Origin of the sequence: Leptospira bourretii (assembly GCF_004770145.1) — a bacterium.
GTDB lineage: Bacteria > Spirochaetota > Leptospiria > Leptospirales > Leptospiraceae > Leptospira_A > Leptospira_A bourretii.
In genome coordinates this window covers 577,011-597,039 of record NZ_RQFW01000005.1, presented here as the reverse complement: position 1 = coordinate 597,039, position 20,029 = coordinate 577,011, and the positions used below count along the sequence as shown (strand labels likewise).

At 38.1% G+C, this 20,029-nt stretch carries 19 protein-coding genes; 14 read left to right on the top strand and 5 right to left on the bottom strand.

Translation table 11 applies throughout. From position 1 onward, the window contains the following. Positions 1-117 precede the first annotated feature (117 nt). From EHQ47_RS04440 to ftsZ, 4 genes are all read left to right on the top strand, one after another. Positions 118-483: an LIC_10421 family protein gene (locus tag EHQ47_RS04440; protein WP_135696225.1), complete on the top strand. Its 366-nt coding sequence runs from the start codon at positions 118-120 to the stop codon at positions 481-483. A gap of 115 nt (positions 484-598) precedes the next feature. Further along, entirely contained in the window at positions 599-1,330 is a 732-nt protein-coding gene (locus EHQ47_RS04435) for a cell division protein FtsQ/DivIB (protein WP_135748491.1), read from the top strand. 1 nt (position 1,331) lies between these two features. Then, a complete protein-coding gene (gene ftsA, locus EHQ47_RS04430) occupies positions 1,332-2,570 on the top strand; it encodes a cell division protein FtsA (protein WP_100719849.1) in 1,239 nt (412 codons plus the stop codon). Positions 2,571-2,580: 10 nt separating this feature from the next. Continuing rightward, complete coding sequence (gene ftsZ, locus EHQ47_RS04425; RefSeq protein ID WP_135776631.1) at positions 2,581-3,771, top strand: cell division protein FtsZ; 1,191 nt, start codon at positions 2,581-2,583, stop codon at positions 3,769-3,771. 59 nt (positions 3,772-3,830) lie between these two features. Here the strand turns inward: ftsZ and EHQ47_RS04420 are convergent, their stop codons facing one another. From EHQ47_RS04420 to EHQ47_RS04410, 3 genes are read right to left on the bottom strand one after another with little or no spacing between them, the layout of a single operon-like run. Next, positions 3,831-5,237 (bottom strand): COG3014 family protein, encoded by a 1,407-nt coding sequence (locus EHQ47_RS04420; protein ID WP_135748493.1) that lies wholly within the window; start codon positions 5,235-5,237, stop codon positions 3,831-3,833. 17 nt (positions 5,238-5,254) lie between these two features. After that, positions 5,255-5,833: a penicillin-binding protein activator LpoB gene (locus tag EHQ47_RS04415; protein ID WP_100741693.1), complete on the bottom strand. Its 579-nt coding sequence runs from the start codon at positions 5,831-5,833 to the stop codon at positions 5,255-5,257. Between the two features lie 34 nt (positions 5,834-5,867). Then, positions 5,868-6,626, bottom strand: coding sequence for a hypothetical protein (locus tag EHQ47_RS04410; RefSeq protein WP_135776630.1), 759 nt, complete (start codon positions 6,624-6,626; stop codon positions 5,868-5,870). Between EHQ47_RS04410 and EHQ47_RS04405 the strand changes: the two genes are divergently transcribed. Genes EHQ47_RS04405 through ispF form a run of 3 tightly spaced genes read left to right on the top strand, consistent with a single transcriptional unit; the run spans position 6,586 to position 8,606 of the window. Beyond that, positions 6,586-7,098: a hypothetical protein gene (locus tag EHQ47_RS04405; RefSeq protein WP_135748495.1), complete on the top strand. Its 513-nt coding sequence runs from the start codon at positions 6,586-6,588 to the stop codon at positions 7,096-7,098. The two genes, EHQ47_RS04410 and EHQ47_RS04405, sit on opposite strands and share 41 nt — an antisense overlap. A gap of 21 nt (positions 7,099-7,119) precedes the next feature. Then, complete coding sequence (gene nadA / locus EHQ47_RS04400) at positions 7,120-8,106, top strand: quinolinate synthase NadA (RefSeq protein ID WP_100741696.1); 987 nt, start codon at positions 7,120-7,122, stop codon at positions 8,104-8,106. A gap of 5 nt (positions 8,107-8,111) precedes the next feature. Continuing rightward, complete coding sequence (gene ispF, locus EHQ47_RS04395) at positions 8,112-8,606, top strand: 2-C-methyl-D-erythritol 2,4-cyclodiphosphate synthase (RefSeq protein WP_135776629.1); 495 nt, start codon at positions 8,112-8,114, stop codon at positions 8,604-8,606. On the opposite strand, the gene EHQ47_RS04390 is transcribed toward ispF, so the two are convergent. After that, the gene (locus EHQ47_RS04390; protein WP_135776628.1) at positions 8,603-9,058 is read right to left on the bottom strand and encodes a hypothetical protein; all 456 of its coding nucleotides are present in this window, start codon (positions 9,056-9,058) and stop codon (positions 8,603-8,605) included. The two genes, ispF and EHQ47_RS04390, sit on opposite strands and share 4 nt — an antisense overlap. A gap of 138 nt (positions 9,059-9,196) precedes the next feature. Here EHQ47_RS04390 and EHQ47_RS04385 point away from each other — a divergent pair, with 138 nt between their 5' ends. Genes EHQ47_RS04385 through EHQ47_RS04355 form a run of 7 tightly spaced genes read left to right on the top strand, consistent with a single transcriptional unit; the run spans position 9,197 to position 18,298 of the window. Beyond that, positions 9,197-11,176 carry a SpoIIE family protein phosphatase gene (locus tag EHQ47_RS04385; RefSeq protein WP_135776682.1) on the top strand — a complete coding sequence of 660 codons (1,980 nt, stop codon included), beginning with the start codon at positions 9,197-9,199 and terminating at the stop codon, positions 11,174-11,176. Continuing rightward, positions 11,169-12,215 (top strand): carotenoid 1,2-hydratase, encoded by a 1,047-nt coding sequence (locus EHQ47_RS04380; RefSeq protein ID WP_135776627.1) that lies wholly within the window; start codon positions 11,169-11,171, stop codon positions 12,213-12,215. The genes EHQ47_RS04385 and EHQ47_RS04380 overlap by 8 nt, the downstream gene beginning before the upstream one ends. Positions 12,216-12,218: 3 nt before the next feature. After that, complete coding sequence (locus EHQ47_RS04375; protein ID WP_135748081.1) at positions 12,219-13,229, top strand: ABC transporter permease subunit; 1,011 nt, start codon at positions 12,219-12,221, stop codon at positions 13,227-13,229. Beyond that, positions 13,226-14,275 (top strand): ABC transporter permease, encoded by a 1,050-nt coding sequence (locus EHQ47_RS04370; protein ID WP_135776626.1) that lies wholly within the window; start codon positions 13,226-13,228, stop codon positions 14,273-14,275. Before EHQ47_RS04375 ends, EHQ47_RS04370 begins: the two co-directional genes overlap by 4 nt. Continuing rightward, positions 14,272-15,261, top strand: coding sequence for an ABC transporter ATP-binding protein (locus EHQ47_RS04365; protein ID WP_135748083.1), 990 nt, complete (start codon positions 14,272-14,274; stop codon positions 15,259-15,261). The genes EHQ47_RS04370 and EHQ47_RS04365 overlap by 4 nt, the downstream gene beginning before the upstream one ends. After that, positions 15,254-16,210, top strand: a complete 957-nt coding sequence (locus EHQ47_RS04360) for an ABC transporter ATP-binding protein (protein ID WP_135776625.1) — start codon at positions 15,254-15,256, stop codon at positions 16,208-16,210. The genes EHQ47_RS04365 and EHQ47_RS04360 overlap by 8 nt, the downstream gene beginning before the upstream one ends. A 6-nt stretch (positions 16,211-16,216) precedes the next feature. After that, positions 16,217-18,298, top strand: coding sequence for an AsmA family protein (locus EHQ47_RS04355; RefSeq protein WP_135776624.1), 2,082 nt, complete (start codon positions 16,217-16,219; stop codon positions 18,296-18,298). Positions 18,299-18,336: 38 nt separating this feature from the next. Here EHQ47_RS04355 and EHQ47_RS04350 read toward each other — a convergent pair whose 3' ends face one another. Further along, positions 18,337-20,028, bottom strand: a complete 1,692-nt coding sequence (locus EHQ47_RS04350; protein ID WP_135748086.1) for a hypothetical protein — start codon at positions 20,026-20,028, stop codon at positions 18,337-18,339. Position 20,029 lies beyond the last annotated feature (1 nt).

The following is a 20,029-nucleotide window of genomic DNA, read 5'->3' as shown; positions in this document are numbered from 1 at the left end:
TTGCGGGGAAATTCTTCGTAATTTCCGATTGAATTTAATCCTTACGAGAAGATTCTTAGAGTCATAGAATACAAATAGGGAATCGGAAAAAGAGGTTCCCACTCTAGAGAGGATCACATGAAAACAACAAAGATTATCGCAACAGGGATCTTGGCAATGGGGCTTGCAACAGCAAATCTCCAAGCTTTAGATACAAACGAAAGATTGGAGCTTTTGGAGTCTGCTATGATTGAACAAGCAACAACTCCAGCGCAAAAATCTGCCGTTTCTGAGTATCTTGCGAATGTTGCAAAAGAAAAAGTAGAAATGGCTCAAGCACTTCGTGACAGAGCAGGATCTACTCGCGGTGGTAAGGCTCTTAGCCAAATGAACGAGAAGAAAGAACTTCTTCGCCGTGCAGAAGCTCTTGAAAAAGAAGCCAAAAAATACCAAACTGTCTCTATGGACCTTCATGCAGCGTCCATGCAGGTAGCACAAAACTAAGCACCTCAAACCTTACGTTTGAGAATTGCGAGAAAGGTCAGGTTCGCCTGGCCTTTTTTTGTGCCCTCTTGATAAATGCTTTCCAAACAGCCTGACTATGTGACATAATCAATATATGGTTGACACCCCCCAAGAAATCAAAGAAAAACGATTTGGGCGCGTGGTTCCCATCCTATTGGTTGTTTTGGGTCTCTTGGCCTTAGGGCTTGTCTTCCGTTGGGGTAGACCCGTGAAGCCGGTGGTCCGTGTGGAATGGGAAGGACTTGTGGCTCTCAGCCCTCCCGAGGTATTTCGCTATTTGGGAGTGGATCCGGAAAACCCAAAGATTGGGGATTGGAAGGATTGGGAGAAACTACTTTCTGGTCATCCAAGGATTCGGAAGGTTCGGATCACGAGAGACCCGGATGGATTTTTGAAGATCAATGTACAGGAGAAAGTCGCCGAATTTGTCATACATGTAGGAAGTTCCTTGTATGAAGTGGATGAGGATCTGGAGATACTTTCCAGAGATCGAGTGTTGGCCAATCACCTAATTGTGATTAGTGGACAGTTCACTGTTGGGGAAAAAAAACTAGAAGGCAGACAAATTTTTGATATCACAAAAGAAATGCGACACGCTCTTTCCTCTTATCCTGCACTAAAATCAAGAATCTCCGAACTCGTCTCTGAACGTGACGGAAATTATACTATGTATTTAAAGTCACCAAATTCTATGAAAGTATATTTAGGTGATAAATTAGAACTCAATGTATTTCGTAAATTATATGCATCTTTGGCTTATATGGAAGCCGAATCTGTCAAAGCCGTTTCTATCGATTTGAGGGGAGAAGACGCCGTTTATCACTGATATGACTTATGATGATGCACCAATCATAACGGCCTTGGATTTGGGATCCTCTCTTGTAAAAGTGGTCATTGGGCGACTTATAGGGGAACATGAAATCGAAATTATTGGGACGGGAGTTTATCCTTCTGCTGGAATCAAAAATGGTTCCATTGTCAATATAGAAACAACAACCAAGTCCATCATAGAAGCGTTTGGTGATGCAGAACTAATGGCTGGGCAAGAAGTGAATACGGTTGTAGTCAATGTATCAGGAAAGTCCGTACATGGGTTCAATGAAAAAGGAATCATAGCTGTTACCAATAGAGAACGAATTGTTTCTGAAACCGATATTATGCGTGTCGTGGAAGCGGCACAAGCTGTTCATGTTCCAGGTGACCAACAAGTCATCCATGTGCTCACAAAAGAATTCAAAGTAGATGACCAAGTCAATATCAAAGATCCAATCGGGATGACTGGGGTTCGTTTAGAAGCGGAAGTACATATTGTATCTTGTGGGAATACCGCACTTAATAACATTGATCGTTGTGTGGAACAAGCTGGTCTTTTGCAAATGGACCGAGTGTTATCAAGCCTTGCTTCTTCAGAAGCTATCCTTACTTCAGGCGAAAAAGATTTGGGAACCGCTGTCATTGACATTGGTGCAGGAATCTGTGACATCATTATCTATGTGGATGGGGGAATTGCGTTTTCTTCAGTCGTCCCTTTCGGTGGATTCCATATCACAAGCGATATATCTATTGGTTTAAAAACCACTGTGGAAACTGCAGAAGTCATTAAAAAAAGATACGGCCATACAAGAATCGATATGGTGGACCCTACAGAAAAATTTGAAATCCCATCCATTTCGGGAAGGCCAGCTCGTTCCGTTTTTCGCCAGGAACTCGTTGAAATTTTAGAACCAAGGGTTCGTGAAATTTTAGAAATGATTGATCATGAACTTGTTCGTTCAGGATTTAAGTCGAGTTTGGCGGGAGGGGTGATCCTTACTGGTGGGACATCCTTATTACAAGGGATTGAAGCCACTGCTGAGGAAGTATTACGCCTGTCAGTGGGTCGTGCAAAACCGGCCGGACTCAGCGGTCTTGTGGATAAAATTTCTAGCCCGGAATATGCCACTGCCGTTGGTCTGATTAAATACAGTTCCAAAATACAAAATTTAGAACAAAGAAATATGCATTCCGGATCTGATTCCGATGGATGGATGAAGAAGGTTCGTCGTTGGATGGAGAATAATCTCTAAGGATAAGTGAATGTTGTACCTAGAAGAAGAAAAAACAAGCCCTGCTATTATCAAAGTCATTGGAGTTGGTGGAGGCGGAATGAACGCCGTCACACGAATGGTTCATTCTAAAATGACAGGTGTTGACTTCATTGTTATGAACACCGACGAACAAGTATTATTAAAATCTCCAGTAGAAGTAAAAATCCAATTGGGTAACAAAGTCACTCGTGGAATGGGAGCCGGTGGAGATCCGGAACTCGGTGAAAAGGCAGCACTCGAAGACAAAGAACGAATTATATCTGCATTAAAAGGTGCTGATATGGTTTTTGTTACGGCGGGAATGGGTGGAGGAACAGGAACTGGGGCAGCACCTATCATTGCAGCCATTGCCAAAGAATTAAAATGTTTGGTAGTAGGTGTGGTAACGGTTCCTTTTTCTTTTGAAGGGAAACGCAGAGCCGAACTTGCGAAACTTGGAATTGACCAACTCCGTGCCAATGTAGACACACTCATTACCATTCGTAACGACTCTATCTTTCAGGTAGTGGATAAAAATACTCCTGTGGATATGGCATTTCGAGTGATCGACGATATTCTGTTAAATGGTGTTCGTGGGATCAGTGATATTATCAACCATCCGGGAATCATCAACGTAGACTTTGCTGATGTAAAAACCATCATGAAAGACACAGGGGATGCCATTTTAGGTGTTGGGGAAGGTCGAGGAGAAACACGTGTGAGTGAAGCGGTAGAACAAGCTATCAACAACACATTGTTAGAAGACTCGAGCATTCAAGGAGCAAAGTCTCTTCTCATCAATGTGACAGGGGGAAATGATTTGACCATCCATGAATGGAATGAAGTTTCACAAATCATAACAGCACAAGCAGACCCCGATGCCAATATCATCATTGGACTCAATGAAGACACTTCACTGAATGATCAGATTCGAGTCACAGTGATTGCAACTGGATTTAACAAAAAAGGAAAACAATACCAAAGAGAACAAAAGGTTGTGGGTTCGGAAGAATCTGTTTCTCCTATGGTATATATTCGAAAGTCGGAAGAAAAGGATTCTGGATTTGGAAAGGAACAAGATTCGGTCCGAAGTATCCGCCAATCCAATCGAGGATTTTCTTCTCAGAAACAATCTTCCCCGTTTCAAAATTATGGAGAGGATTACGACATTCCTGCATTTTTAAGACGAAAGAACGATTAGAAGTAAACGCTTTCACTGACTCACTCGACATTAGTTGAGTGAATCAGTCCAATTGGTTGTTAGTTCGAATAAGAACGAACGGAAACAAACAAAGGTTTGTCTGCTTCAACGAGAAGTTTTTTTGGTGCAGCCGTCACTACCGATCCTGGTGATTCAACTTTGAAATCGTATTCTCCAGGTGCGAGTAAGATCCGTTTTACTTGGAAGTTGGCAGGGATGGTCCTCCAACAACGTAAGTCAGGGGCAATGGTTTGTGAAACAGCAAGCCCAGCAGCGGCTCCAGCGGCTACCCGAATCAGAGTAGAAACTAAGTCATTGTTTTTGTTTTTACCACCGGATTCAATGGCACGTGCCATAGCCTCCGATGCAATCACTGCTGCTACAACCTTCAACGACAAAGAAGTTAAATTCTTAGTGATCATTGTTTTGTAATTTTCATTGAAGTTGTTCATTGCGGTTTCGGAATAGTTGTTCATGATATCGGAATATCCAACATCCACTCCGTTGATGTAGTACTTTTTGGGAAGAGAACCCTTCGGATCTCTTTCTTTATAAATAGGGATTGGATTTTCGGCTACCGATAGTGCCGCAACGGCTCCTGCGAGAGAAGCACCAGCACCTTTGGCACGTAACCCAATTTCCACAGCGCCTCGAAGTGCCACCGCAAAGTACTCATCGTCCATGAGTTTTCCCCTGGACATTTTGATCGCCGACTTTCCGGCCTCGTGAATGATGATGACCTCAGAAAGTTTTTCATTTTCTGGAGAGGTTCTTTGCATCGAACTATTGTAAGCTTGCAAACTAGAACGCCCTGCTGCATATTTTGCCTGGTCACCGGAATCTCCTTCCCTAACAGCTAACAGATATCTGTCGGCAACTAGGTTTTGGCTTTTCCCGATGAGTTGTTCCATGTTTTTGTATTGGACCCTTGCATCATTGTAGCGGCCCAATTTTTCCGATACATAGGCATCAATGAGGCGAGCCGCATTGTTTTGCCTGTAATCGGGTGCCAAAAAACGCATTTCCTTTAATTCAAAGTCGAGTCTTCGGAAATAAATTTTTGCGTTATTGGTATCACCTTGGAGTAGGTAATTGTTCGCAATATAGAACTTAATCATTACCCTTTCAAAATCTTCTCCGGTATAGTTGGATTCGTTGTCGGAAAGAACAAACGAAAGTCCAGACCTTGTCATACTGACTTTGATATTGTCTGCTAAATCTTCTGCTTCTTTGAAAACTTTATTAGAGGTAACGTAATCCCCTTTGGTATGAAAAATCATACCTGCTTCCATTAAAAAAAGAAGTTTATCTTTATTGGAGGAACCTTCGTAAAGTTCTCTAATTTTTGGAATGGCAGAGTCATAGTTCTGTCCGTAGTAAGCCGATTCAGTTGCTTGGATGATTTTGTTGTAATCACTTGCGCAACCGAGAATGAAAAGAGAAAGAAAGAGAATCGTTTTTTTCATGGATTGATGGGTAGAGATTACCAGCTAACCCCTTTATTTCCTCGAACTGCTAATTTACGATAAGAAACTTTTTCAGACCAAACAGCAATAGTAGTTTCTACTTCCACAAGTTCAATGTTGATGGACTGCTCTACGATTTTTTCACCGTTAGATGTGAACATATTTTCATTGATATCACAACGAACAAAGAAATTGGGAGATTTTAATTTTCCAATGGAAAGACGATTGGAAGTAAGACCGGACAAACTGAACTGAATTTCGTTGAGTGATTGTTCTCTGGTTTTTGTACGAACTGTATAAATTTTGCTTTTGATGAGTTTAGAAACAAAGGCATTGTCAAAAAGTTCTGTTTGGATTTGTTCTGAAGTATCGTTGCGAGTAGGGAAATGGGCAACAAATACGCCTTCTTCATGTGGGTTTTCTTTAAAGTATTCCCCGATTTGGCCTGCGAGTTTATCGGCAGCTTTCACCAATTCCTGGCTGGTAAGCCCACCTGAGTCGGAGATATAATCATCAGCGTTGTCGAGTCGTTTGGGACTGCTACTACATTGGAATAAGAATCCTACTAAGAGAAAGGAGAAAAGAATTTGTTTCATAACCCCATTTATATGGGGGTGATCAAGGGACTTGTCAATTCCAAAAATCGACTTTCAGTTCTTCTTGTTTTGCACTGCGGTAAGAAGTTCTTTCCTCTTCGGACATTTCTAATAATTCTCTTGCGTAGATTAGGTCGACTACCTTCTGGAAAAACATAGGACTTTCCCAGGATTGGATTTCCCATTTTTCTGTTTTGTAGAGTTCCTGCTTTTTTTTAAGGAAGATACGTTTGCGTTCCCTGGCATAACTGTAGGGGTTTTTCTGAACATAATCATCCAGATAGGACAAAAGCCAAACAGGAGGAGTGGTGGGGTGATTGGGAAAAATGAGATTGCGAATCATAAGAGGAAAAATTTCTTCTGACAAACGATTCACGGCTGTTAGTTTTTCATAAGTAGAAATTCCTTCCCTTTCTTCGACTTCCCTTACTTTTTCTTTCCAATTCATAAACGCAACGTACACGGCATAAAGAACATGGCCTCTTTCGTCTGGAAAGTTCTCCAACAAATAAACATACGTTTTATCCCGGTCCCCTTTCCAGAGATAGGATTCTTTTCCTCGAAGGGTTTCTAAAAAATCGCGTAAATCGGAAGGATAACCAGGTCCTTGTAGAACCTCTGGTCGATTTTGTAACCTCTGCCAATAGACCTCAGAACGAGAATCGAAGGAGGACTGTTTAGGATCCGAGTTCGCTTTTTTCTGAAAAAGGAAATAGACAAGACCACCCAAAAGGAGGGAAAGTAGAATCAGTATGAAAAGGAAGATGATAGTTTTCTTTTTGTTAACAGGCATTGTCTTTTTGGCGAATGGTTGTAAAAAACAATCGGACGAAGAATCTGATACAGAACTTCTAAGTTCGATCCTTTCGCAGGGGAACGCCATTAATTCCGCTTGTCAAAGATTTATTTTGTCAGAAGCAAATTGTGTGGCAACAGCAGATTCTAGTTTGTCAGTTTGTTCCAATCTTTCCTCACGGTTAAAAGGAGAAATTCTCCCGCAAGAATTAAGTACAGATGCGGTTGCCATTTTGTATTTCGATTGTTTTACTAGAGTCAATTTGGCTTATAATCTAGCCAAAGCATGTAATCAAAATTCTTTTAATTCCAATTCCGATTATCGAAGAGTCCAAAGAACAGGGACCTCTCAAGCGGAACTTTCTTTCCGAGAGGCTTTTAACCAATGTGCTTCACTAGAGAACGCAGTTCCTCCTGCTGACTCTGGACTTCGAGAAACCGACACGGTTCTCCGTTCCGATCCGTTTTAATATCCACATAAGGAGTGTTATATGTCACTTGTCACAAAAGACCAACTGGTCCAAAAACTAAATCCGATTTATCTTCCGCATGAAATAGAAGAAAGAATTCTTCCCTTAGCGGAAGAAATCAACCGTCTCAAAAAAGAAAAAAATGCTGTGATCCTCGGTCATAATTATATGACTCCTGATGTTTTTTGGGGAGTGTCCGATATCATTGGGGATTCTTTGTACCTTTCTAAAATGGCAAAGGAAACCACTGCCTCTATGATCCTTTTTAATGGGGTTCATTTTATGGCAGAAACTGCCAAAATTTTATCTCCAGAAAAAAGAGTGCTTATTGCGGATTTGAAAGCAGGATGTTCTTTAGCGGAAGCCATTACTAGAGATGATGTTAAGGCACTCAAAGCAAAATATCCAGGTGTTCCTGTTGTTACGTATGTCAACTGTTCGGCGGAGGTAAAAGCAGAAACTGATGTTTGTTGTACTTCGGCAAATGCTTTACAAATCGTAAATGCGGTCGAAGGGGATACAGTTATTTTTCTTCCTGATGAATATTTAGCAGGAAATGTTCGAAACCAAACTTCCAAAACAATTATTTCTCATCCAGGTCGTTGTATGGTGCACGAAATGTACACTCCAGAAGATATTCGTTCCGCAAAACGATTGTTTTCTGGTAACTTAACTGTCATCACTCATCCAGAGTGCCATGAAGATGTTGTGAAAGAAGCGGATTTTTCAGGATCTACATCACAGATGGTGGATTTCATTCGCCAAAGCAAAACAAACAAAATTATGTTAGTAACAGAATGTTCTATGGGTGATAATCTGCGGGCTGAATTTCCTGAAAAGGAATTTGTATCCACTTGCCAGACTTGTCCTCATATGAAAAAGATTACTCTGGAAAAAGTGAGAGATGCACTTCTCAAAGAACAGTTTGAAATCTTTTTAGATGAAGAAGTCATTCGCCTTGCCCAAAAGTCAGTCAATCGTATGTTAGAATTGAGTTATAAAAAGTAGGATCTATGTTTAGAGTTGGAAACGGAATCGATTTTCATAAATTAATCCAGGAACCCTTTCGTCCACTGGTGCTTGCCGGTGTTGAGGTAAAATCAGAATTTGCATTTCTTGGTCATAGTGATGCCGATGTGATTTTACATGCAGTGGCAGATGCCATTTTGGGCGCTTTGGCTTTAGGAGATATTGGAGTTCATTTTCCTGATACAGACCCTCAGTATAAAAATATGAAATCTTCTCGGATCATTGAAAAGTGTTTGGAACTGATGGCTGAGAAAAAGTTTAAACTAGTAAATATTGATTGTACATATGTTGGTGACCATCCAAAGATCAATCCGATTCGCGCAGAACTCAATGCTTCTCTGGCAAACATCACCAAATTGCCGTTAGACTGTGTTTCGATTAAGGCCACTACGTCCGAAGGGATGGGATCACTCGGTCGTAGTGAAGGTGTGATGGTAATGGCTACTGTTTTACTCGAAAGTACAAAGGCAAAATCTTAGAAAAGTTTTTGTTTTCCATCTGCGATGTAGTTTAGGTCTGCATCGCTAAAAAATAAAAAAAGAAGTTTTGATATCGTGTTTGGTTTGGTTTCCAAATCCCAGATTCCATGAATGCGAACGCCGTTCTGGGTGGATTCCAAACGGTAGGTTTCTTTTAGGACTTGGTAGTGTTTAAAACCTTCGGATGTGATTTGGAATTCGGAATTTCCCTGTGAATTTGCAACGGTCGTTGTACATTTGACAACCTCTCCCATGACCTTGGTTTCCCAAGTTTCTCCGACCACAGGTGTGCGAAAAGATTTGGGCTGAAACGAGTCATAAAGTACCTTTTGCACTTGTTCTGGTTTGTTTGTGACTTCCCAGGTTCTTTCTACTTTTGTTGTACTTTGTCGAAATACAGCTACCGCAAAAACCAAAACAAAAATACCAAAGACACGAAGATACCAAATCATATCTCCATTGAAAAATCTATTGCCTAGGGATCGATTGAAATTTATTTTTCTCCTACCGAAGGGAAACTTGAGGTGAGGGTTTTGCCACTGCACGCTGGAAGAGAAATATCATCAAAACGTGTCTCGGGACTGGTCCAGGTGTACCAACGTGAAAATCACCTATCCCGCCATACCAATCCGTTTCCTGAAATTTTAGATGATATTGTCTATAATCGAATTTTAAAAGATCCTAACTATTGGATTTCACAAGACCTGGAAGATAAAATCATCCAAATTGTTTCTCAATCTCTAGATATTTCAGGAATTTTATACCATCTAGGAACTGAAAGTCTCATTACAAATGCGTATGATTTATTGCCCCTAGACGATTCTCGGATTGACTTAGAAGAGATGATTTGTCGCCTCCCCATTTTGATCGGTCGACTAACACGAGTCGTATATTTGAATGTAAAAACAATTTCCGATCATAAGGTTTTGTTTGTATTTAAATATTTGCCTGAGTTCCAAGAGAAGTGGTACGATGCTGTCTTTTTTCAAGGAATGCTCAACGGACTTGCCGTACTTTTTGAACTAAAAAGCTTTGCGATTCGAATGACAAAAACCAAACTTTTTGGAATCCATGTTTCTCATAAGGAGTTGGGTGAGGACATTCAGTTTGGTGCAGATTCCAATGAGTATGAATTGGAGTGGTCGGAAGATAATTTATTTTTGTCGCGATCTCGTTTAACAAAAGATGATGTCAGTAACAGGCATCGAGTGATGGTCACTTCGCGAATCGATTCACAATTAGAAGAAATATCAATTGTGGATGTCAAAGATGTGGTTCGAAGGTCTAGAGAACTTGCTATTGAAAATAGGGATTTGGAAGCGGCCGTTGAAGTATTAAAATCTTTCAAACAAGAGTTGGAAAAAAAACAACTCTCCATGGCAAAAGACTTACGACTTGCAAAAAACATCCAGAAAGGTTTAATTCCCGAAATCATCCCCGATTGGAACGGTATCCAATTTTGGACAGGGTTTACTCCGATGCAGGAAGTCAGCGGGGATTATTACGATTATTTTCCATATCATACGAATAAGTTAGGAGTAGCTGTTTGTGATGTATCCGGCCATGGTGTTCCGGCTGCTTTTATTACCGCCTTATCTAAGTTATTATTTTCTAATTTTAAAAAAACAAAACCATCTGAAACTTTCAAACTGATTAACAGAGAATTATTGGATTTAGTCAAGCAACAAGGATACACAACCTGTGTTTATGTTTTGATTCATGACGATTATAAAGTCATTTATTCTGTGGCTGGTCATCCTAGGCCCATACTCTATCGTGCCAATACCAAACGAGCTGAAATCTGTGAAGGGGATGGAACTTTCCTTGGAATGTTTCCTGACGCCGGCGATACTTTCCTGGATTTCCAAATTCAATTGGAGCCGGGTGATAAATTGTTTTTGTACACGGATGGACTCACGGAAGCAGAAAATGACAAAGGGGTTCAATATGGGGAAACAAAATTAATCCAAATTATTGAATCATGTGCTGAAAAATCAATCCAGGAAACGGTGGAATTCATTTTATCAAACCACAAAGAGTTTACGATGGGGACCGACCCAATGGATGACATCACTCTTTTGGGTCTTCAATTATCTCCAAGGCTTGCAGAGTTTAATATCATTAAAGCAAAAGCAGATGAAGTTTATCGAAAAAAAGAATACAAAGATGCTTTGTTTTTTTACGAACAAGCCCATCAAATATTACCACGTGAACTTGATACTCAACTTTTTTATGGGAAGGCACTTGCTTATAATGGAAATTATGAACAAGCAATTTCATTATTAGAGTCTTATAATAAATTTAAAACAAATCATTACAAATCGCATTCCGTTTTAGGTTATTGTTATTACCAAATGGAAATGTTTGATAAAGCAGAAATTGAATGGAAAAAAGCTCATTCCATTAACGATTCGAACCTATCCAATTTATATAACTTAGCACAATTGTATCGTAAAATAAACCAAAAGAAAAAAATGAAAGATGTGATTGAGAAGATGAAACGAATTGAGGAATCCTACCTACATATCCTTCCACTTGAAAAAAAGTGGGAGTCTTTGCCTGATGAATAAAATAAAAATCTTAATTCTATCGTTTTGTTTTTTTCATTTTAGTTTTCCAAAGGATCATTCTTTTCATTCTGATTTTGGATTGGAATGGTGTTATTTTGTTGGGCATTTGGAATCCGCATCCGGAAATCGATATGGATATGAATTGTCTTTTTTTCGTTTAAAAATTTCAAACGATCCAGATTGGAATCCAGAAGTTTTTCCAGTCCATTTTGCAATTTCTGATTTTACGAATAAAAAACACAAAACATCTCAAACCATGAAACGAACAATAGGTGATCTTTCTGGATATACAGATAAAACCATTTATAGTGGCGATTATCATCTGAAAATTATTTCTAAAGATAAATTTCATATCAAAGCAAGTTCCAAATCCAAAAATTTGAGTTTGGATTTGAACTTAGAAGGGAATGGAAAGATCCTTGTACATGGAAAAGATGGCCTATCGATTAAATCCAATCGAAACCCTAGTATATTTTCATATTACTATAGTTATCCGAGACTTTACACAAAGGGAACTCTAACATTTGAGGAAAAAATAGAAACCATCATTTCGGGAGATTCTTGGATGGATCATGAATGGAGTGAACGAAACGCAAAATCAATTCCAAGTTTGGCCACGGGTGAAACAAGTTGGGATTGGATTTGTTTGTCAGACATTTCAGGTGGTGATTATGTGTTTTTTCGGTTTCGCGAATCTCCCACAATGCCTCCAGAAGTTTTTGGAACCTATCGTGATCCTAAAGGAAAAGTGACCTCCTGGACGATACCAGGCCAAATCCAAATGGAGACCACCGGGTCTATTTGGAAGAGTCCAAATACAAAAATTGAATACCCTCTCCACTGGAAAATCCGATACCCGGAAGGGGAATGGTTGGTTTCTCCCATTTTCAATGAACAAGAGTTTGATGGAACAAAGACAACGGCAACAATTTATTGGGAAGGTGGCGTAGAAGCCAAAGATCCAATTCAAAAAAAGTCTGCTAAAGGATATTTAGAATTGAAAGGTTATAAAAAACCGAAAGAGTGGTGGGAGTTCTAGGATATGTGGAAATATTTTTTAAAACGTTTTTTACTCATTTTTCCAACCCTACTTGGAATCACTTTTCTTGTTTTTTTGATTTCTCATTTTGCTCCCGGTGGACCACTCAATAGCGAAATTGCAAAAATAAAAGGTGCTGGAAACTTAGCAGGGGCTTCCACCAAACAAATTTCGCAGGAAGAAATTGAACTTATCAAACAAAGACTCCACTTAGACAAACCGGCTCCAGTTGCTTATTTACTTTGGTTGAAACAAATTGTACAGTTTGATTTGGGCGAATCTCGTTTGCATTCCAGAAAAGTTTCAGACCTCATTGTTGAAAAACTTCCTGTATCACTTTTCTTTGGACTCTCTGGTTTTTTCTTAACCTATTTAATCTGTATTCCTTTGGGAATCCAGAAGGCACTAAAAGAAGGAAGTAGATTTGATTTTATTTCTAGTTTCATTATCTTTTTTACTTATTCACTTCCAGTTTTTGCCTTTGCAATGTTACTTTTGTATTTGTTTGCTTCTGGCGAAGTATTTTCCTTTTTTCCTTTGGGACACGAAGTCTCAGACTTTTATGAAGATTTGAGTTTTTGGGGAAAGGTGAACGATCGCCTTGCCCATATGTTCCTACCTGTCATCTGTTATGTGGTAGGTAGTTTTGCAGTTCTTACTTTGTTAATGAAAAACAGTCTACTCGATCAAATTGCAAAGGAATATGTTCGAACAGCTGTTTCAAAAGGACTTAGTTTTTCTGATTCGATTTTTCGTCATGCTTTTCGTAATTCTCTCATTCCCATAGCAACTGGTTTTGGAAGTAACCTGACTCTGATTTTCTCCGGTTCATTGTTTATTGAACTAGTATTTAATATTGATGGGATGGGGCTTCTTAGTTTTGAAGCAGTAAGAGAAAGGGATACTGACCTAATGATGGGACTACTCCTTGCGCAGAGTTTTTTAGGACTAATCGGAAAAATTGTCTCTGATTTTTGTTATATTCTCATTGATCCGAGGATTGATTTCGAATGAATTTTGTTTCAAACCCGGCAAACATACGTAAGTGGGAAAAGTTTAAAAAAAATAAAAGAGCTTACTACTCTTTGTTGATTTTGTTATATACTTATGTATTGTCTTTGTTTTCTCCTCTTTTGATTAATAACAAACCTCTTATTATTTTTTACGAAGGGAGTATTTCCTTTCCTATTTTTAGTTTTTATCCAGAAACAAAATTTGGTGGAAATAATTTAACAGAACCTAATTACAAAAAGTTGAGTAGAGAAGATAGATTCACCAACTCATCAAATTATATGTTGTTTCCTCCAATTCCTTTTGGAGTCAACGAAGACAACTTAGACAGTTTGGAAGAAGGAACCAACCCTCCTTCTAACCCAAACGTTCGCCACTGGATGGGAACTGATGACAGGGGACGCGATGTATTTACTCGTATTATTTACGGTTATCGTTTGGCGATGACCTTCAGTTTAATCCTCATCATTGTTGAGATTTTTTTAGCATCTTTTATTGGAGGGATCCAAGGTTATTTTGTAGGGCGACTCGATTTGTTTTTGCAACGAATCATAGAAATTCTTTCAGCCATTCCATTTTTATATTTAATTTTGATTATGGGTTCTTTTTTTGGAAGGGGATTTCTTGTTTTGATTGTTACGTATGGCTCGCTTAGTTGGATTGGGTTAAGTTATTATATGCGTGGTGAATTTTTGAAACTCCGCAAACAACAGTTTGTTGATGCTGCAAAAACTTTAGGTGCATCTTCTTTTTCCATCATCATGCGTCATTTGTTGCCGAACTCATTAACTCCTTTGGTAACTTTTTTACCTTTTATTTTAATCTCCGCAATTTCCGTGTTATCTGCTCTTGACTTTTTGGGATATGGAATTCCAGCTCCCAATCCTTCTTGGGGAGAGTTGATTGGGCAGGGAAGAGAAAGGCTCACAGCATGGTGGCTTATTACTTTCCCATCTGTAGCACTGTTCCTTACTATTTTGTTTTCTGCTTTTGTGGGTGAAGGATTGCGGGATGCATTCGATCCGAAAGACAAGGTGGTTTACGAATGACAAATATCAAAAAAGCCATCCAAGTCAAAGATCTTTCCATTCAAATCAAAACTGACGATGGTATTTTGTCCATTGTGGATCATGTTAATTTTGATTTGGTTACAGGGGAAACATTAGCTCTTGTCGGAGAGTCAGGTTGTGGAAAGTCAATCACAAGTTTAGCATTGACCAAACTTCTTCCCTCCAACACAACCGTGTATCCTACTGGATCAATTTTGTTTGGAGAAAATGATTTATTGAAATCTGATCCAAACCACCTAAGATCAGTTCGTGGAAGAGAAATTTCTTATGTTTTCCAAGAACCTTTCTCTGCATTGAACCCACTTCATAAAATTGGTAACCAATTGACGGAAGGATTTTTGTTACATGGGCTCGGTTCAAAAGAAGAAGCAGAAGAGAAGGCTATCTATTTACTGGAACGTGTTGGGATAACTGACGCCAAACTACGATTAAATCAATATCCGAATCAGTTTTCAGGTGGTATGTTACAAAGAGTTTGTATTGCTATGGCTTTGATGTGCGATCCTAAGATTCTAATCGCAGATGAACCAACCAGTGCCATTGATGTCACGATTCAATTGCAATTGATCGAACTTTTGAAAGAACTACGAAAAGAAAACGGAATGTCGGTGTTGTTTATTTCACACGATATCGGACTTGTGAGTCATATTGCTGATCGGATTGCGGTCATGTATGCAGGAAAGATCATTGAACAAGGAACAGTTGGCGAGATCATTGATACACCCAAACATCCTTATACTCAAGCTTTAATCGCAGCCTATCCGACACATGAAAACATTGGTAAAAAATTGGTAACGATCGAAGGAATTGTACCATCACCAAAATCTTATCCAAAAGGATGTCGGTTTCACACACGTTGTAGCGAAAAAATCGATCTTTGTGACAGGTCAGTTCCTAAATTGATTCCAATGACTGAATCCCAATCTGTAGAATGTTTTTTATACGGAGGAAAAGAAAGTGCTTAATGTAAAAGATTTAGTTGTTTCTTATAAACAATCACAGACACTTTCTTTTTCTTCCAAACGACTTGTGGCCGTTGAAGGAGTTAGTTTTTCAATACCCCAAGGAAAAATTTTAGGTCTTGTCGGTGAGTCCGGTTGTGGTAAATCAACCATTGGCCGAGCCATATTATCCTTATTACCGTTTGATTCTGGATCAATTCAATTCGAAAATAAAGAAATTAAAGATATCCCCAAAGAAGAACAAAAAGCCCTTCGACGCAAAATCCAAGTTGTATTCCAAGATCCATATTCTTCATTAAACCCACGTTTTACGATTGAAGAAATTATAACCGAAGGACTTCAAATCCATTTTCCCAATTTGAGTTCCTTTGAAAAAAAAGAAAAAGCAATAAAGGCACTTGCAGAAGTAAATTTACCTTCAGATATTTTACATCGATATCCTCATGAATTTAGTGGGGGACAAAGACAAAGAATTGCGATTGCCCGAGCTTTAATTTTGGAACCAAACCTAGTTGTTTGTGACGAAGCCGTTTCTGCTTTGGATATTTCCACACAAGCACAAGTAATTAATAATATTTTGTTATTACGAGAGAAATATAGCCTATCTTATTTGTTTATATCTCATGACTTGAACATTGTAAAACACGTATCCGATCGAATTGCTGTCATGTATTTGGGACAAATTGTCGAAGAAGGTAGCAGGGATGAGATCAGTAACTCTCCATTCCATCCCTACACAAAAGCATTATTCTCTGCTAGTTTCGATTTAAAGGACCGCACGAAGGTATCTCAACCGTTAACAGGGGAAATTCCCAGTTTGATGAACAAACCGCTCGGATGTAGATTTCATACAAGATGTCCTATCGCAAAAGAAATCTGTAAAACAGAAGAACCCTTGGAAAGTTTTCCTTCGGCGATGCGCCGAGTGAAATGTCATTTTCCTTTAAAGTAAAAACATATGAAGCAGAGTATCCGAGATAAAATCAAAGGAGTTGTAGGAAAGATCCTACTCACAGGGATTTTTGTCGTTTCCATGACGATGTTTTTTATTCTGTATCCCCTTCTTGCAGATCCGGACTATTATAAAAAACTAATCCTCGATACTACATACCAGCTAACAGGGCTAGAGGTGAACTATCAAGTTTCCGAACCTGTATTTTTTCCCTTTCCTGGAATTGAGTTGGCCGAGGTATCAGTTTCGAAAAATGATGATGAGTTGATTCAGTTACATAAACTTAGAATCGAAGTATATTATGGAGTTTTTGTTGGGCAACCATTAGAAATTAGAAAAATATATCTGAATACAGGAACGGTTGAAATCACTCGAGAAAAAAATGAATCCTTCCCTATGTTTGAAAGAATCCTATCTAAATCAGGATCCAATACAAATGAATTAACAAAAGAAACTGAACCTACTATTGTAGCAGACAAAAAATATTATTTTTCAAAAGTTTTTGCTAACTTTGTCAATCAAATCGAAATTAAAAACATCACGATTCTCTTTGAAGATAAACTATATGCACGAAATATAAAATTATACCTTTGGGAGACCACTTTCCAATTAGACCGTGATCTGCGAGACCTGGATGTTTATATATATGGTAAGTTAAATGATGAACCAATTTCATTAAGTTCTAATTTTGTATTTGTAAAAGATGAAATGAATTACGAATCAGCTAGGTTCGAAGGTGATTTTTCTTTTCAAAATCTAAAAGGGATCGACCTTCATGACATTTTAATCATTTTTACTTATGGAGATTTGAGATTTTTAAAAACTACTGGGAACATTCCATTTTATAAACGAGACGAAACAAAAATTTATGCCGTTGTCGATCGTTTGCATATTCGTGACTTGGCACTAAGGGATGGTAAAACTTTTGCTGATGGGCATGTCTCTACCATCATCAATTATGATATCCAAGAGGACAAATTGTCTTTTGCAAACATTCTCGTCGATTGGAAAGGTAAATCCAAATTAAATGGATCAGGGTATGTAAACTTTTTAAAGCCACCTCTATCGCCAACCATCTCTTTTGAAGGTGCTTCAGATTATTTGGATGTACCAAGTATCATCAAGGTAATTAAGATTTGGATTGATCCCGATTTTGAAAAATCAATTTTAACAAGGGGCATTCCTAGTACCGGTTATGTAAATCGGATGAATGTATATTTAAATTTTAATTTAAGAAATCTTAATGCAGGTGATTTTCACGCTGATGCCTTAAAATTAAATCTTCATTATGCAAAACGTAAATTGAATATCACAAAATATCAGATGAGAGCCTACGAAGGAACTGTTGATGGAACAGGCCATTATGTTTGGGGAAACAATCCTGGGCTTGTGATCAAAGGAAATATAAAAAATTTGAACATAACACCAATCCTTTCTGATCTTTTTAAAATTTCTCCAATTACTGGAAAATTAGATTCCGAATTTGCTTTGGGTTCTCCATCTGATACCGAAGAAGGTCTACTTTCTAATTTGCAGATCATTGGAAATATCAATGCCAATAATGGTGAATTGTTAAGTTATACAAATATTTTAAAACCGATAAGTTCGATTGGTAGTGTTATCAATTTGAAGAAGGTGGACTTTAGTAGAGCCACTCCCTACCGCGAGTTAAAATTTGATTTTCATTATGCAAAAGAATCCATTGAAGTAAGAAACTTTGCTTTAAAAGCAGATGGCATTGTTGGTTCCGGTGGCGGCAAAATTGGATTTAATAAAAATATCGATATGCGATTTACAATTGCCTTTCCGGGTGTTGCAGGGAGAGCCTTAAAACTCCCAATTATCTATCGCGGAACCTATGGAATCTCTTCCCCATTCATTGATCCTATTTGGCTTGGTTCTGTATACGCAGGGACAATTTTCTTAGCAAGCCCAGCGGGTGCTGCCGTTGGTGGAATTGCCGGATCAGCCATGTCTGAGTATGTAAACAAGGCTGTGGACAATGTAACCGGTGGAGTACAAAAAGGATGGAAAGGAATTAAGTCGTTATTTGGTGGAAAAGAAGAGGAAGAAATAAAAAATGATTAAGGGCATTGTTTATTTCTTCCAATTAAATCATATTGCCATTACATAATATGCTGAATGACTTGGCAAATCCCAGAATTTTCAAATTTGAAATCTATACTTGGTTTATCGGCTCGTAATTCCGAAGGTGAAAATTCAAATTGAAAGAACATAGAGCCATTTTCGTAGAAACACATTGTCTCTTCTGGAGTTACTTCTTCTTCGTAATCTGAATAACAACTACGTTCTATTCCAGTAATGTATAACTCACCTTTCGGTTGCCTCCACTTGCTTGTGGATATACAATTGCTCTCATCCACAGAAAAGGATGTCTCTAAAGTTCCTGAGTAATCGGTAGAACGTTTTACATTTGGATTGAATCGAAATAAATCTAACATGATCCAATATCGTTTCGAAGCAGACAGTATGTACACCATTTTACCTAATTTTTCATCAAATCCACCTTCGCCGAATTTAAGTGCAATTAGCATTTTAGCTTTTTCGTAGTCATTGTTTTTGATGATATCTTTGTAATCGCCTGGGATAGATTTTAAGTATTCCTTAAATCCTTCACCAGCGATGAGTAGGTTAGGTGTCGTTTCTAGGGGAGATAAAATAAAATCTTGTTTATCCGTTTTGACTTTGAATCCCAATGAACTTCCTGACTCCTCTGCTGAAATCGAAACAAGGGAGTATGAATCTTCTTTAGTAACATTGCCATTCATATCTAAAATTTGGACTTTTAAACGGAAATTAGTTCCTGCATCATTTAGAATTGCAAATAAAGCCACAACCTTCGTTGGATCAAGATTTTGATCTATTTTTTTAAGTCTGTTTAATGCAATTGATCCAGAGTCTGCATTAACAAAGTATTGAGCTTCAAATCCAGAGACAGAATATACTCCTTCTTTGGATAGATACTCGAATATTTTTTCCGTAAGATAAGGAAAACTTTTTACTCTATTAAACTGACCCACTAATCCTTTGAAGGTAGATGATCGTAATGGGAATCCTGCAATGTATGAATTTAACAATTCATTTCGGGTCTCCGTTAGTTTTTGCTCAAAATCATTGTTTGTTGCGACGGAAGTAATAGCACCCGCTTCATCCACTTCGTTTAAAAAGGGGTATTTTTTCTTAAGTGAAGTGACATACTGATCTTCTAGTGAAGGATTTGCAACCAGCTTGATGATTTGATACATCTCTTCAGTCTTTAACATTCGATCATCTGGCTGTGCTACCAAAGCATTTATCAAAAATTGAAAGATATTATAATGATATAAGATGATCATACTTTTGATAGATTTTGGATCTAATATCAGTTTTTTTATATCATTACTTTCATTGTATTCACCTTCTGAAACAACTAATCTCTTTTTTAAAAGAGAAGAATTGTTTGAAGTGGAATTGAAATAGTCACTACTAGCTACATCAAATTCTCTAATGTAACCAAATTCCGTTTTACATTTGTGTTTAATCGAAGTGGGGCATTTGATTTGATATGTTTTATATACCATATCTTTTTTCTCGAATGCAATTGAAGCGACGACTTCTACTGAATCAATATCACTGATTGTACCTATTTTTTCAGCCAATGGCTCTTCTGTTTGTAAAACTTCTATTGCGTCTTTTGGGTCTATGAAGAAGATTTTTTTAGGATCTGTAAAGTTCTCTACTTTCTTTTTGCTGCAGTTCATTTGGATCACAGTAAACAATAATAATAGAATCCCGCTTAATTTTAAAGATTGTTTCATA

Bases quoted from the DNA above. Each gene is read 5' to 3' on its own strand.
- nadA (WP_100741696.1), top strand. From the start codon at position 7,120: ATGTCACTTGTCACAAAAGACCAACTGGTCCAAAAACTAAATCCGATT.
- EHQ47_RS04380 (WP_135776627.1), top strand. From the start codon at position 11,169: ATGAATAAAATAAAAATCTTAATTCTATCGTTTTGTTTTTTTCATTTT.
- EHQ47_RS04355 (WP_135776624.1), top strand. From the start codon at position 16,217: ATGAAGCAGAGTATCCGAGATAAAATCAAAGGAGTTGTAGGAAAGATC.
- EHQ47_RS04405 (WP_135748495.1), top strand. From the start codon at position 6,586: ATGAAAAGGAAGATGATAGTTTTCTTTTTGTTAACAGGCATTGTCTTT.
- ftsZ (WP_135776631.1), top strand. From the start codon at position 2,581: ATGTTGTACCTAGAAGAAGAAAAAACAAGCCCTGCTATTATCAAAGTC.
- EHQ47_RS04435 (WP_135748491.1), top strand. From the start codon at position 599: ATGGTTGACACCCCCCAAGAAATCAAAGAAAAACGATTTGGGCGCGTG.
- EHQ47_RS04370 (WP_135776626.1), top strand. From the start codon at position 13,226: ATGAATTTTGTTTCAAACCCGGCAAACATACGTAAGTGGGAAAAGTTT.
- EHQ47_RS04420 (WP_135748493.1), bottom strand. From the start codon at position 5,237: ATGAAAAAAACGATTCTCTTTCTTTCTCTTTTCATTCTCGGTTGCGCA.
- EHQ47_RS04440 (WP_135696225.1), top strand. From the start codon at position 118: ATGAAAACAACAAAGATTATCGCAACAGGGATCTTGGCAATGGGGCTT.
- EHQ47_RS04350 (WP_135748086.1), bottom strand. From the start codon at position 20,028: ATGAAACAATCTTTAAAATTAAGCGGGATTCTATTATTATTGTTTACT.
- EHQ47_RS04365 (WP_135748083.1), top strand. From the start codon at position 14,272: ATGACAAATATCAAAAAAGCCATCCAAGTCAAAGATCTTTCCATTCAA.
- EHQ47_RS04410 (WP_135776630.1), bottom strand. From the start codon at position 6,626: ATGCCTGTTAACAAAAAGAAAACTATCATCTTCCTTTTCATACTGATT.
- EHQ47_RS04375 (WP_135748081.1), top strand. From the start codon at position 12,219: ATGTGGAAATATTTTTTAAAACGTTTTTTACTCATTTTTCCAACCCTA.
- EHQ47_RS04415 (WP_100741693.1), bottom strand. From the start codon at position 5,833: ATGAAACAAATTCTTTTCTCCTTTCTCTTAGTAGGATTCTTATTCCAA.
- EHQ47_RS04390 (WP_135776628.1), bottom strand. From the start codon at position 9,058: ATGATTTGGTATCTTCGTGTCTTTGGTATTTTTGTTTTGGTTTTTGCG.
- ispF (WP_135776629.1), top strand. From the start codon at position 8,112: ATGTTTAGAGTTGGAAACGGAATCGATTTTCATAAATTAATCCAGGAA.
- ftsA (WP_100719849.1), top strand. From the start codon at position 1,332: ATGACTTATGATGATGCACCAATCATAACGGCCTTGGATTTGGGATCC.